At 65.7% G+C, this 12,854-nt stretch carries 15 protein-coding genes; 5 read left to right on the top strand and 10 right to left on the bottom strand.

Translation table 11 applies throughout. The annotated features are described in order from the left end of the window. Window positions 1-153: 153 nt before the first annotated feature. From RIB98_14785 to RIB98_14775, 3 genes are all read right to left on the bottom strand, one after another. Window positions 154-1,749 carry a hypothetical protein gene (locus RIB98_14785; GenBank protein MEQ8842247.1) on the bottom strand — a complete coding sequence of 532 codons (1,596 nt, stop codon included), beginning with the start codon at window positions 1,747-1,749 and terminating at the stop codon, window positions 154-156. A 244-nt stretch (window positions 1,750-1,993) separates the two neighbouring features. Next, window positions 1,994-2,923: a peptidoglycan DD-metalloendopeptidase family protein gene (locus tag RIB98_14780; GenBank protein MEQ8842246.1), complete on the bottom strand. Its 930-nt coding sequence runs from the start codon at window positions 2,921-2,923 to the stop codon at window positions 1,994-1,996. Continuing rightward, a complete protein-coding gene (locus RIB98_14775; GenBank protein ID MEQ8842245.1) occupies window positions 2,878-3,570 on the bottom strand; it encodes an SH3 domain-containing protein in 693 nt (230 codons plus the stop codon). Before RIB98_14775 ends, RIB98_14780 begins: the two co-directional genes overlap by 46 nt. Before the next feature lie 656 nt (window positions 3,571-4,226). Between RIB98_14775 and RIB98_14770 the strand changes: the two genes are divergently transcribed. Beyond that, the gene (locus RIB98_14770) at window positions 4,227-6,302 is read left to right on the top strand and encodes a hypothetical protein (protein MEQ8842244.1); all 2,076 of its coding nucleotides are present in this window, start codon (window positions 4,227-4,229) and stop codon (window positions 6,300-6,302) included. Here RIB98_14770 and RIB98_14765 read toward each other — a convergent pair. Both RIB98_14765 and RIB98_14760 read right to left on the bottom strand, forming a co-directional pair. After that, window positions 6,240-6,704 (bottom strand): hypothetical protein, encoded by a 465-nt coding sequence (locus RIB98_14765; GenBank protein ID MEQ8842243.1) that lies wholly within the window; start codon window positions 6,702-6,704, stop codon window positions 6,240-6,242. The genes RIB98_14770 and RIB98_14765 overlap by 63 nt on opposite strands. A gap of 53 nt (window positions 6,705-6,757) precedes the next feature. Next, the gene (locus tag RIB98_14760; GenBank protein ID MEQ8842242.1) at window positions 6,758-6,895 is read right to left on the bottom strand and encodes a hypothetical protein; all 138 of its coding nucleotides are present in this window, start codon (window positions 6,893-6,895) and stop codon (window positions 6,758-6,760) included. Between the two features lie 568 nt (window positions 6,896-7,463). Here RIB98_14760 and RIB98_14755 point away from each other — a divergent pair. The 3 genes from RIB98_14755 to RIB98_14745 all read left to right on the top strand — a co-directional run bounded on the left by RIB98_14755 (window position 7,464) and on the right by RIB98_14745 (window position 8,744). Beyond that, the gene (locus RIB98_14755) at window positions 7,464-7,700 is read left to right on the top strand and encodes a hypothetical protein (GenBank protein MEQ8842241.1); all 237 of its coding nucleotides are present in this window, start codon (window positions 7,464-7,466) and stop codon (window positions 7,698-7,700) included. Further along, the gene (locus RIB98_14750; GenBank protein ID MEQ8842240.1) at window positions 7,697-8,266 is read left to right on the top strand and encodes a hypothetical protein; all 570 of its coding nucleotides are present in this window, start codon (window positions 7,697-7,699) and stop codon (window positions 8,264-8,266) included. The genes RIB98_14755 and RIB98_14750 overlap by 4 nt, the downstream gene beginning before the upstream one ends. Before the next feature lie 73 nt (window positions 8,267-8,339). Next, window positions 8,340-8,744 carry a hypothetical protein gene (locus tag RIB98_14745; protein MEQ8842239.1) on the top strand — a complete coding sequence of 135 codons (405 nt, stop codon included), beginning with the start codon at window positions 8,340-8,342 and terminating at the stop codon, window positions 8,742-8,744. A gap of 84 nt (window positions 8,745-8,828) precedes the next feature. On the opposite strand, the gene RIB98_14740 is transcribed toward RIB98_14745, so the two are convergent. Continuing rightward, window positions 8,829-9,167 carry a nucleotidyl transferase AbiEii/AbiGii toxin family protein gene (locus tag RIB98_14740; protein MEQ8842238.1) on the bottom strand — a complete coding sequence of 113 codons (339 nt, stop codon included), beginning with the start codon at window positions 9,165-9,167 and terminating at the stop codon, window positions 8,829-8,831. A 923-nt stretch (window positions 9,168-10,090) separates the two neighbouring features. Here RIB98_14740 and RIB98_14735 point away from each other — a divergent pair. Then, on the top strand, window positions 10,091-11,308 hold the full coding sequence (locus tag RIB98_14735) for a Fic family protein (GenBank protein ID MEQ8842237.1): 1,218 nt from the start codon (window positions 10,091-10,093) through the stop codon (window positions 11,306-11,308). A gap of 90 nt (window positions 11,309-11,398) precedes the next feature. On the opposite strand, the gene RIB98_14730 is transcribed toward RIB98_14735, so the two are convergent. The 4 genes from RIB98_14730 to RIB98_14715 all read right to left on the bottom strand — a co-directional run bounded on the left by RIB98_14730 (window position 11,399) and on the right by RIB98_14715 (window position 12,736). Continuing rightward, window positions 11,399-11,686 carry a hypothetical protein gene (locus RIB98_14730; GenBank protein ID MEQ8842236.1) on the bottom strand — a complete coding sequence of 96 codons (288 nt, stop codon included), beginning with the start codon at window positions 11,684-11,686 and terminating at the stop codon, window positions 11,399-11,401. Next, entirely contained in the window at window positions 11,683-11,871 is a 189-nt protein-coding gene (locus RIB98_14725) for a hypothetical protein (GenBank protein ID MEQ8842235.1), read from the bottom strand. Before RIB98_14725 ends, RIB98_14730 begins: the two co-directional genes overlap by 4 nt. A 278-nt stretch (window positions 11,872-12,149) precedes the next feature. Next, window positions 12,150-12,545: a PIN domain nuclease gene (locus RIB98_14720; GenBank protein MEQ8842234.1), complete on the bottom strand. Its 396-nt coding sequence runs from the start codon at window positions 12,543-12,545 to the stop codon at window positions 12,150-12,152. Further along, window positions 12,542-12,736 carry a type II toxin-antitoxin system VapB family antitoxin gene (locus RIB98_14715; GenBank protein ID MEQ8842233.1) on the bottom strand — a complete coding sequence of 65 codons (195 nt, stop codon included), beginning with the start codon at window positions 12,734-12,736 and terminating at the stop codon, window positions 12,542-12,544. The genes RIB98_14720 and RIB98_14715 overlap by 4 nt, the downstream gene beginning before the upstream one ends. Window positions 12,737-12,854 lie beyond the last annotated feature (118 nt).

The following is a 12,854-nucleotide window of genomic DNA, read 5'->3' as shown; positions in this document are numbered from 1 at the left end:
GTGCCGGCGCCGTAGTCTCGACGACTCGTTTCTGTTCAAACAATGCGTTGATCCCCAGCACTACGAGACGTTCGCTGGCCGGTACTCGGGCTCGCCCACTGGGCATCGCTCGCGGCCGTTGCCGCACCGACGAGGCGGCTCTCCCAGACGTGCTCAATCACCCGTCAGCCAGGCAACCTCGGCCCGCTCGCCACCACCCCTGATTCCGACCAGAGAAGCGTCCTCGAACAGGACCACCGGACGTGAATCACCCACCATCTCGACGGAACGAACCTCGGAGTCCCCCCGGTCAGTTGCGGAATAGTAGAGCGTCGAGCCCGAGGCAACGATCGACCCCAGCGAATCGGCGAAGTCCAGCTCTCGCACTCGCTCACCCGAGTCGTACAAGAGAAGTCTGCTTCCGTCGTCATACTCCGTGAACACGAGTCGATCGCCACTTGGGTCAGCCCAGACGAGGTAAGCCGAGCGGTCGGAGACTTCTTCGGTCTCGCCGTTGCGGCTCAACGCAAGAATTCCCTCGCCGTCCCATCCATACAACGAGTAGACCACCACCCCGTCGTTTCCGAACCAGACCCATTCGGGGACGGGGTTGTCGAGCCGGTGAGACGCGACCTCTCGAGGTGCGTTCGCTCCTCTGCCTACGAAGACTTCGATGTCATTGTCATCCCATGCGAAGGCAGCCCACGCTGAAGAGTCTTGCGGGTCGCTGACCACCTGGACGAGATCCCCGTCGACACGGTGGAACTCCTCGCCGGTACTCGTGTTGAAGAGGTACGCCGCGCCGTCGGTCTGGAACACCGCAACATCGCCCGCCCCGATGATCTCGGCCCAGCCGAAACTCTCGTCGGAGACCAGCGAGGTCGACTCACCGGTGGGATCGACGACGAACAGTTCGGTTTCCAGTCCGGCGCGGGTCATCACCCACAGGTCCTCGCCCACAAAGCCGACGGGCGAGATCCACTCGGCCGAGACATCGGTCATGACCTCCGTGCCGTCGTCGACCCGGTGGAGCACGAGCTCGGTGTCGCGACCGTCCTCGACCGTGGCAAGCCGCTTTCCGTCCGGCGAAACAGCCCACGCTGCGTCGCTCGACGCTCGGAACAGCTCCTCACCCTCGAGGGAGAACACCCCCACCGAGTTCTCGCCGTCCGCATCCCAATCCACTCCGATGACTCGCGACTTGTCGTCGGTGAAGTGGCAAGTGTCGGCCCTGACAACTCGTTCGAGCGCGGCTGCGTCGGACCCGATGAAACACTCAGAGTCACCATTGTCTGCGTATGTGGCAGCAACCCCGAACACTCGGTCATCGTGCTCCTCGAGGCTGAGTGACTGCTCACCCGAGAGTCGGATCACTTCCCTTGCCGATGGGTCATCGGGGTCGTAGATCTCGTTACGCTCGGAAGACCACGCGGAGATCAGCTCCAGGTCAGCACGCCCGTCGATCACGACCGGCGAGGCCGAACCGACGCGCTCGACAACGGGCTCCAGGTCCCGCAACTCCGCACCGGGGGACGCCACGTAGAGATCGCCCTCGTCCTGCGGGTCTTCGTGAATAACCAACTGCAGGCCGCCGCTATCGGACCCACCGTTGAGCAAGAACCAACCGGCCGCGCCGAGAACGAGCAGCGCGAAGACCGCGAGGCCGACACGAGCGGAGCGACCGGCGTCGGCTTCAGGCGACGCCGGCTCCACCGATGCCGGAGGTGCCGTCGACGCGGAAGGAACCGAGGGGGCCGCCGGGACCGTCATCTCTGCAGAAGCGAGTTCCGCGGACTTGGTGTCCTGGGTCCAACTGTTGCCGTCCCAGTATCGCTGCTGTGAAGAGTCGAGCGGATCCTCGTACCAACCTGGGTTTGCCGCCATTTGGGATTTTCCTTCCGTCAATGCGCTCTGCGCGATTCCGCCAGCGCGGACCGAGGCCAGGGTGGCTGACCAAGGCCCGCTGGCCAATGGGGACGACTCCCCACGCGCAGCGAACCAATCTAGTGCCCACTCATCGGGCGAAGAGCGCCCGATACACCTCGGCCGTCTGGCCGGAATCCAACCCGGCGGCCAGATAGAGGCCGTCGACGTGGAGCTCCCAGTGCAGATGGATCGACTGTGGTCGCTCGGTGTCACGCGCCGCGCTGTCGGTCCCGCGGTTCCCGATCTCGCCAAGGCGCTGACCGGCCGTGACCTCGACGCCGGGGAGCATCGCCGGATCAAGCTCCTCGAGATGGGCATAGATGCTGGCGACATGGCCGACATCGGGCACGATGCCGTGATCAACGACGACATAGTTGCCGTAGAGCATGGTCAACGTATGTGCAGGGGTGACCCCGGCAAGCCCAGCGATGCCCAGCACCGCCTCGCGGTCGGCCGGCTCGGGATCGACATAGTCGCCGACGGCCATGACCACGCGACCAGGGAGCGCGGACACGGCGTCGCGCCCCCGCTCCAGGCAGATGAAATCGATCCCTTGATGGATGCCCGAGCGATAGTCGCGCGCGCTGTTCGGCAGCGACTCGGCAACGTCGTAGGGCACGCCGCAATCGCTCGGAAGCACCGCTTCGCCAGCGAGCGAGTTCGCCATTGCAAGTGCGGCATCGGCGGTTGGGGGTTCGACCGGCAGGATCAGCACCAAAGGCTCGGTCGCCGGCACGGGGACCGTTGTTGTGGTTGTTGTGGTCGTGGCGATCGGCTCGGTGACCGTCGAGACTGCCGAGGAGTTCGAGGTCGCGTCCGCAAGGGAGGACGTCACGGTGGTCGTCGAGCCCGCATCGACCTCGCTCGCTTGCTCATCACCCGATCCGCCGCCCCAGAAGAGGGAACCGGCCCCTCCCGCGAAGAACGCGCCGCAGAGAACGAAAATGCTGGTTCGACTTCGCCACGCAGGCGTCATGAGAGAATGTTCATTTCGGAACCTTGGACATAGGCGGTCCAACCTTCCGGAAGTACGACCGGCCAGAGGTTCCCACTTGTCGAGGTCGCCAGTGCGTAGCTGCCCGAGGCGTTGACCAAGTCCATCTCGACGCCGGCAGAGTCACGAAGGATCACCGGATCGGTCGACCGCGTCTGCAGGACGATCAGGCCGTCGGCGGGAGGGAGAATGAAGGCGCCGAACATCCAGCCTTCCTGGAACCCGATTCGGACCCGGTACCACCCATTGCTCGGCTCGCCGACGACCACGATCGAGGCACCGGCGAGATCAGTGATGCTGTCGATTTCGGCTGCGTCCAACCGCGGTTCGGCGCGTAGCTTTGCGACGTCGACCAACAACGTCACCACCCGCTCCGGCGGACCAGAGTTGGTGGTCGTGACCGGCGGCAAGGTGGTCGTCGACGCACGGACCGTCGTTGTCGTGGCCGGCGCCAACGGGTTCGTCGCGACAGGAGACGACTCCACGTCACTCGCTGCGTCGCTGTCGCTGTCGCCTGTATCCCCGACCTCGTCGCCGCCGGTATCGCCGTCTTCATCGGCGCCGTCGCGGTCGGTGTCCGAGCGAGAATCGTCTGCGACATCGGCTTCGCCGTCGTTTCCGGCCGTAGCGACGACGAATCCGACCACACCGACGGCGACGAGCAGCGCCACGACGGCCGCGACTTTCCATGGGACTCCCCCGAGGGGCCGACGCCTCGCGCCCTGCGGTTCGGCGGAGGACGCCGAGAGGTCAAGTGGCTCGTCCGGCGGGGGCGGCAGCGCAGACAACCCGCCGCTGGGGGCCGGCGATGGCCTTGGCGAAGTGAACTCGGCGGGTTCAGGTGGAGGAGGAGGAAGCCTGAGGTCAGCCGGCTCATCCGGAGGAGGCGGAAGCGCAGTGAGGTCAGGTGGTTCAACCTGAGGAGGCGGAAGGAGACCGAGGTCGATCGGCGCCGCCTGGGTTTGCGCACCGGCCCACTCGCTCGCTGGGTCGGCGCGCCGGTGATCGGTCCACGCAACGCCGTCCCAATACCGAAGTTGGTCTGGATCGTCAGGATCTGGGTACCAGCCGGCGGGTACGGACATCAGCGTTTCCCCGAATTCACGTCCGCACCCTAGACGACGGCCGCCTAGGAGGGCAGTCCGACCGGTGGGGACTCGTCCCCATTCCCTCAGGCCCGCCCGGGTGATGCAGTGCGACCGAGAAGGAGACCGATAACGCCCGAGTCCGAAGACCAGCAACGATCAGTCCGTCGGCTACCATCCGACGACCGGCGGCGAAGCTGCAACGACGGGCGGACAGCGGCCAACAACCGAAGAGGGGTTCGATGAGCGACTCATCGCAGGGCGATGGCTGGTGGCAGGCCAGCAACGGCAAGTGGTACTCACCCGAGCAACAACCGGGGTACCGGTCCCCAGATGCGATCTCGGAACCCGCCCTCGCCGAACCGGCTGAGCCCCAGGCGACAGCGAGCAACGGCCAACCGAGTGGTCGAGGCAAGGGCATCACACTTGCCGTTGTTGCGGTGGTGCTTCTGGTCGCCGGCTACCTCGCGGTCTCCGCCTTCAAGGGAACCTCGGGAGTCGCGGGTGGGGCCGGCTCGCCCGAAGCGGCCGTCGAACAACTCGTCGTCTCCATCGACAACGCCGATGTCATCGGCTTGCTGGCCTCCGTGGACCCCTCCGAATCCGGCCCGTTGATCGAACTCCACGAGGCAGTCGTCGACATCGCGGGCAATGACCTCGGCGTCGCGTTCGGGAACGGTGGCTTTCTCGACGGCGTCGACATCGACCTCGGGCCCGTCGACGGGCGAGCGCTGGTCAGCGATGTGGCGATCGATTCCCGCGATGAGACCTTCGCCACCGTCGAACTCGACTCGCTGCGCCTGGCCGTCCGCCGGCCCCAGAGTCCCTCCCCCACCGTCGCCGTCGTGAGCGCATATTCCGACTCCGACTACAACTCCGTCGACCTCTGGACTGCCGCAGGATTCAGGGACGTGGATATCGAGATCGAGGCCGTCCGCGCCGGGCGAGGATTCGAGCTGACCGTGCGAGTCGAGGGAACGGAGCGGGAATACGACGTCGATGACGTCGCGCTCGACATCGTCACCGTCAACCGTGACGGTCGTTGGTACGCCGCCCCGGGATACTCGATCGCCGATCAGGTGCTGGACGCCGCGGGCTGGAGTCCGCCACAACCGGGCGAATGGCAAGCGGTGCTCGACGACACCCGAGCGGGAGAACAGGACCCGATCGATGCGGTCGAGGCGCTGGCTGAGGCCGTTGCCGACTTCGACATCGAAGGCGCTCTCCAGCTGATCGACCCGATCGACGCCCGCCTCCCGCACGATCTCTGGCCGAGCATCGAACGCGAGATCGATCTCACCGCAGTCGACCGTGAACGAGCCCAGCGCGACCCACAACTCGGGTTCATCGATCTCGAACTCGTCGAGGTCGACGGACAGACCCGGGTGGAGATCGCCGGCCTCGAGGTCACCCTCTACGACGACTACGGCACACCCGGCCAGGTGGAGCTCGATGGTTGGTGCGTCACCGTCGCATTCTCGGGCGACCGCGACACCGGCTGCCTCGACGACGCAGGAGATCGATACGACCGGGGCTACGGCGTGGGGCTCGATTCTCTCCTCTCGGTCATGCCGGACATCGAGGATCTTCTCCCGCGCGATCCATATCTCGTCGTAGAGGAACGAGACGGCCGCTGGTTCGTGGCTCCCTTTGCCACCATCCGAGCATGGGTGAACGACGTCGCTGACGGACTACGGGAGCGCCGACTCGAGTCGGACTCGGGTGAGACCTCCGTCGTTGCTGCCACCACAGTGGTGGCGGGCACCTCGGCGACCCTCGAACCCGACGACGACGACGTCGTCGCCGTCGGAGTCGTCACCCCCGAGCCCGACCCCTACGACATCAGCGGGGAAGGTGATCACGGCGCCCAAGCCGAGATGACCGAGTTCGTCTACATCAGAGTCGATGCCGACGCACCCGTTGCTTGGGGGTCCCGGGCCGGAGAGCAAGACTCCGTGGAGGTGGTCGCGATCCATGCAGATTCACTCGACCGCACCGTCGGGTTCGCAGTGACCGACGCACGAGAATCGGTCTCGGTCTCCTCCCAGCCGGTCGCGCCGACAACCATTTCCGGTGATGGCGACCATGACATCGCGCTCGACGCCAATGGAATCGCCGTCGTCATCGTCGAAGCCAACGGAGAGAGCGTTCTCACGACCACCGGTCGCATCGAAGGCAACGGGTGGTTCTCGGGGAAGCAAGTGATCTTGCTCGACCAGCCGGCGCAGAGCTCGAATTTTCTCGAGCTCTGGGACTCAACCAGGTGGGTCGTGATCACCGGGCCCGCCGATTCCACGATCCAGGTGACCCTGGAGTAGGTCTCCGCGAACGGAGCGCCGCCGGGGACCTCGACACCACACCAGGACCGAGGTGGCGACCAGCAACGAGAGACCGATGAAGGCCAGCAGCGGGCCGAACCGGCGTTGGTGAAGCGGCGTCTCGGCGTCGACGGTGACCACGAATCCGACGAGCAATGTCGTGGCCGCCAGGGCGGGCACCACCCGCACGAGAGGGATCCTCGGCCAAGCCAATGCGAGCATGGCCCATCCGACCAGCGCGGTCGCGACCGCCGCGTACCAGAGCCATCCGAGCCACCCGAGCCCGTCACTCACACCGTCGGCAGACAGCGTGAGCAACAGGTTGGCCGTCTCGAAACCGTTGCGGTCGACTCCCCCGACGACCGCCCAGGGCATGAAGGCGCCAGCCAGGACCGCAACCATTCCACCATGAGTGAGAACCGCAGAGGTGACGTCTGCGTTCCGACGAAGCCGACTCACTCGACAACCGGGTCTGGCGCGCTTTCCAGCCGGTAGAGCGCCACGACGGCCTCCAGACGGATCACCACGACACTTCTTCCGAAGTGTGTCGCACTGACGCCGCCGGTCAGCTCGGTCTCGACGGCCCAACTCATGGCCTCTCCGCAAAGCGCACCCGGAACCACGAAGCTGACGGTTGTCGAAGTAGGCGGCTCGCAGAAGTACCGATACAGAAGGGTGACGAGCGCAGCGCGCCAGAGCGGGTCGTGTATCGACTTCGATTCCGGCTGCCGGGGCTTGCGACACGACCAAACCCAGGTCTTGCTTCCGCCGAATCGACCTCGCGGGTGTACACCGCTAGTCCATCTCGATCGACATCGCCCACCTCTGTTGGCCTACCACGCCGTGAGAATCAACGCCAAACATCGAGGTTCGAGCGAAAGGGGTAACAGTCCGACTCGTTCTGAGGAAGAGCACGCGTCGAATCTGGCGGACCGACGCAGCGGAAGCTTGCCGGATCAATGTGGGAAGCCGATTCGGACCAGATGGCCGCTGCGTAGACAAGCCGTCGACCGCCGGGCGGTGCAACTGACCAAGTCACCTGCGGAGTGTGTGCCGGCACCGTTGCTCGAGGATCCGCCCAGGTAGGTTCGTGAACCGTGGTATCGCCGGAGGACCCAGAAACCGTGGAGGAGTTCGACGCCCTGCTCGATCAGCTCAGCGATGGCGAGACGCGCGATCTACTCCGGGGACCTCGCGACCCGGCACGACGGCGCGGCCCAGGCCATCCGGCGGGCGGCGGCATCACCAGCAGGCCGGGTGCCGGCGCTGCGCGCCGAACTCGATGAGCTCCGCACCCGCCGGTTCCTGGGCTACCACGAATCCATGGCGTGGGCACGAGATGCCGGTCGGGTGATCGACGAGATCTGGGCGAGCGGGCTCCATCGCGGGAACTCTTGAAGCTGGTCGAGTTGGCGCTCGATCGGGTAGTCAAGACCCTCCTGCGAGCCAACGACTCGTCGGGCACGATCGGCGATCTCGCCCAGCAGCTCCTGGAAGCGCACGAAGCGATTTGCGCAGCCGACGTGGCCGATCCGGAGGCCCTGGCGAGGTGGATGGTGCGGTTCGGATTCGACCTCCAGGACTTCTTCGTCGTCGACCCGGTCCGCTACGCGACGGCGTTGGGGGAGAAGGGCGTCGCCGCTCTTCGCCAAGCGGTCGAAGAGCGATCGCAGGCAGCTGATCCGCCGTTCGCCGCGCGGTACACCGAGGAACGGTTGGCTGTCCTCGATGGCGATGTGGACCGAATCGTGTCGCTGCTCGGCGGGGATCTCTCCGCGCCGGACCAGTTCACTCGTGTCGCCGAGGCGATGCTCGAGCTGGGCCGTCGCGACGATGCGCTCGAGTGGGCATCTCGGGGCATTGAGTCGACCACCGGCTGGCAGGTCGGCAAGCTCTACGACCTCGCGACCGAGATACTGCTGGGGCAAGGCGCCGAGTCCAAGGCGCTCAACCTTCGCCGCTAGCAACACCAGCGGATGCCGACGTCGGCCACCTACGCCACGCTGCGCAAGGCCGCCTCGGACCTCGGCGTGTGGGATGTCGAGCAAGCCGATGCTCGCGTCGTGCTCGCCGCCCGTGACGTGGGCGGACTCGTCGATGCCTTGCTGGCCGACCGCGACGTCGACGCCCGCCTGGGAGGCGGCCACCGCCGCTTCGGACGACCTCGGCGACAGCCGGTGGGCCCTACTCGCCGAGGCCCACGAACCGAGCGACCCCGGAGCGGCGTTTGAGGTCTACCTCCGCCTCGCCGAATCGACGCTGCTCAGCGCCAATCGACAGGCGTACCAGAAAGCCGCGAAGCGGTTGAAGGCCGCTCGACGCGCGGCCGCCACGGCCGAGCGGTCAGGCGAGTTCGATGACCGACTGTCCACCCTTCGAGAGCAGTACCACCGCCGCCCGACGCTCATCACAATTCTCGACAAGGCCGGGCTGGTGCCGTAGCGGAGGGTCACGGCTTCCAGGAGTTCTCCTGGGCTCCCCTCAGCGGGGTGCCGCCGGTGCAGCTTCGAACGCGGCCAACCGGTTTCAGCCTCCTTCCAGCTCGGCTCGCCACTGGTCGTAGATCGAACGCGTGCTCGCCGGCGTCGCGGTCGGGAGCTCGCTGTCGTAAAGGTGGTTGAGGTGGGCAAAGGCACTGGCGATGGCCTCGTTGGTCACGCCGGCATCGAGCTCCTTGGCCCATCGGATGCACTGCTCGCGTCCAAGGGAGGCTTGGAGAGCCTCGAGGTCGGTGAAATCGCGCCCTTCGGAGCGGTCGAGGATGGCGAGCACTTTCCGGGCGGCGAGATCGGGTTCGGCCAGCATGGGGATGTCGTCGATGACCTCAGTGGGGAAGAGCCGAGGAGAATCGACCGCGAGATCGATCTCGACCTCCTCGCCGTCCTTGGCGTCCGAAGAGGCAGCGGGCGACTTCGAGCTGAGGCGGAGCGAGCTTCGTCACGCTGCTGGCCGCTCCGTGACTGCCGTTCGACCGAGCGGCAGTTGCCAGGCGGCGCGGAGCGGGCGGGGGACGACCAGCTCGTCGAACGAATCGGCGAGGAGCAGCCCATCAACGATGGACTCGATGTCGTCGGGTCCGCCTTCTCGAAGCACGATCTCGTACGCCCTCGGACGTTGGCTCCGATCAGACAGGTCGAATGTCCGGGGAGGTCCGCTCCACCAGAGATGGGTCGACGTCGTGATGGTACGGAACGCTCGGTGGATCGGCAGCCGCCACAGGGCGGATGGCACCGGGTAGGGGCGGAGGGTGTTCGTCCAGGTCCACTCGACGAGTGGCTCGACGCTGAGCCTGTATCCGACTGCCTGCAGAAGACGCTCGATTGTCGAGGCCTTGGGCTCGCGCCGTCCAGCTTCGTAGGCCGCGATGTTCGGGCGCGCGATACCTGTTCTCTCCGCCACCTCGGCTTGGGTGAGGCTCGCCCGTTCTCGAGCTTCCTGGAAGACGTGGGCGAAATTCATCGAACGTATCGTAAGCGATACATTGGCCGATGACAACGGTCTAGTGCTGGGCGCAGGATCGTCGTTGCCGGTTTCCCGCGCTGTTGGATACCGCTCTCCCACACCCATAGCGGCGCGTTCTGGATCTCGTTGCCGGTCAAGGCGACCCGTCCTCACGAAGAGAAGACCTCGACCGCCCTGGAGGCAGTGGAGGCGCCATTCTTTGAGAGCAGACTCCGCACCACCCGCGCTCGTTCAGCGAAACCCGCCGCACGAGATGTTATACGTAGACTTAATGGGCTAAATCTACGTATAGTACACCTATGCGTAGAGATCGTGACGCTCCCAGATTGGACTCCACCGCCACGGACTCGGCCGAATCCGGCTGGCCCGTCGTAAGTACAGAGACCCGCGACTGGGTCTCCAGCATGGGCGGCCTCTCCGGAAGGCAACGCTCTCGGATCAAGCCCACCTACGAAGCCGCCGTCCTCCCAGCCATTGCCGACATCGCACGCATCGACCTCCCCGGCGAGCTCATCGCAGACCTGGCCGAAGCCGAAGCCACCATCGAACGATTCGACGCCACCATCGGCTCGTCGCTCTCGGGGTTCGCCGTCATCGCACTGCGCACTGAAGCGGTCGCCTCGTCACGGATCGAGAACCTGTCCGCCACCGCCACCTCGATCGCGCTCGCCGAACACCTCCCCAAGACCGCCCGCACCCGATCCAACGCCGAAGCCATCTCCGCCAACGTCGAAACCCTGCGCGAAGCCATGCACCGGGACGGCGACATCACCACCGGTGAGATCGAAGAGATCCAACGGATCCTTCTGGAAGAACACACGCCGAAACTCGTCGGACTCCGAGCCGAACAGGTCTGGATCGGCGGCACCGTCCACTCACCCCACGACGCCGATTACGTCGCTCCCCACCACGACCGAGTTCCGGCCGCGCTCGACGACTGGGCCATCTTCACGAATCGCCGGGACCTGGGCCGGCTCGCCCACATCGCTGTCGCTCACGCCCACTTCGAGAACATCCATCCGTTCGCAGACGGCAACGGCCGCACCGGGCGCGTGATCGTGCAACGTCAGCTGCGAACCAGCGGGCTCACACGCGAGACCGTTCTGCCTGTCTCCGCCGGGCTGCTCACCGACACCGACCGCTACTTCGACGCGCTGACCGCATACCGAGACGGCGACGTCGCTCCGGTAGTGGCAGCGTTCACCGACGCAGCCTTCGCCACCGCAGCGAACGCCAACAGCCTCGCCGAGGAGCTCACCGAGATCCGCGACCGGTGGAGCGAAAGGTTCACTGCGCGCTCTGACTCGGCGGTCTGGCCGCTTTTGGACTACGCCCTACAATCGCCGGCGATCAGCGCGTCGGTTGCGGCCGAGGCCCTGGGCATGACCCCACACCGGGTACGTGCCGGGCTCGAACAGCTCGAAGAAGCCGGCGTCGTGCACACCGACTCGGCATCACGCCGCAACCGAGTCTGGCTCGTGAGCGACGTGATCGAGGCCGTCGAGAGGTTCATGGATCGCACCCAGCGGCCCCGAACCGGCTGAACAGCGAGTTGGCGGCGCCGCTGACGGGGCGAGTTCCGGCCAGACCCGCGCCTTGTTCTGGGGAGAAGAACCGGTCGCAACTCGGATTCGTCAACCGACGAGAAGGTTGGGTGATCTCCACCACCCGGCTTCCATGTCGATGCGGACGCTGATGGGATTCACCGCGCCGTCGGCTTCGACGACACCGGTTACCAGGACCCGTGGAACAAGGGTGCCGACACTCAGGACTGACCGGTAGTCGGGGCGATCGGCAATTGGCGTCATCAGTTCATGGAACGCGGTGGCAAACCGCTCCTTCGGGTCGCGTTCACCGCCGAGTTGGGTGTCGAGAAGTTCGAGGAAGCGCTCGTCGACCTTGACCGGCTGCCGCTCGTTCACGTCTCGGTGGTAGGCGCTGCCTCGTCGTCGGCGATGTGGGCCCGTATATCGGAGCGCGCACGCTCGAGAAGGTCTGGCGGGACCGCGCGCACGTCTGTCACGATGCCAGCGTTGACAACGTCGTGGCGTTCGTTCGGCGTCATGGCCAGGAGTTCATCGGTGGTCCAGATCTTGCCTTCAGGCACGGCGGTCACGATAGCTCCCTGGTCGAGTGGCTGACTGAGTCCATCTTGTCCAAGCGGTGTGACAGCAATGATGAACATGCCGGGTCCGGACGGGCGGAGCGACTCCCAGGGGTGGTCCCGTGGTTCGAGGTCTGCACCGTCGGGGTGGGCTGACGCGTCGACAACCCGCCACGGGCGAGCAACTCGACCCCGCGCTCACTCGTCTTGCGGAACGAGAAACCGGTCGGCACTCGTCGGCCAACACCGGTGGCCCGCGACGCTTGCCATTCCCGCCTGCGCTAGACGAGCCGCAGAGGAACGACCTGGGCGATCGCGGCGAAGTCGCCGTCGACCGCCAGGAGTTCTGCTCCGGATCGCAGCGAGATCGTGGCGATCATGCAGTCGATGAGGCCTCGCGGGGTGACGCCGGCAGATCGACACTGTCGATAGAGCAGTGCCGCACCTTCGAAGTCGGCGACGGGGTCGGCCGCGATCCATTGAAACGATGTCAGCAGCCGCCGGAGGTCGCTGCTTCGTTTGTCGCTCCGTGCGCCGGCAAGAACCTCCATCATGACGGGTTCGGTGACGGCCAGGTCGTCGCCGCCTGCTTCGATCAATTCGGCGAGGCGCTCATCGGCGGTAGAGCCCGTGGCACGGTCGAACTCGACCCAGGCCGACGTATCGGCGAGGATCATGGACCGGTATCAGCCGGCACGTCGCCGATCGCGCGGGCACCGCGCATCTCCAACGCCTGGGCGATCGTCATGGGTTCACCGGCGAGCCGACGCAACGCAAGATCGACGGCCTCGGTTTTGGTGTGGATGCCGTAGCGCCGCATCACGACGTCGAGCGTTTCGTCGTCGATCTCGATGTTGGTTCGGGCCATGACCCAGAGAGTACACGTAGTCTACACTCTATGCACGTAGTAGGTGTGTCGCTCAGTTCACATACGACGCTCGATGTCACACCCACGGCGTAGGTTCGCGGTCACTTCCCCCTCGTTG

Source organism: Acidimicrobiales bacterium, assembly GCA_040219515.1.
Lineage (GTDB): Bacteria > Actinomycetota > Acidimicrobiia > Acidimicrobiales > Aldehydirespiratoraceae > JAJRXC01.
This window is presented reverse-complemented; position numbering and strand designations above follow the sequence as displayed.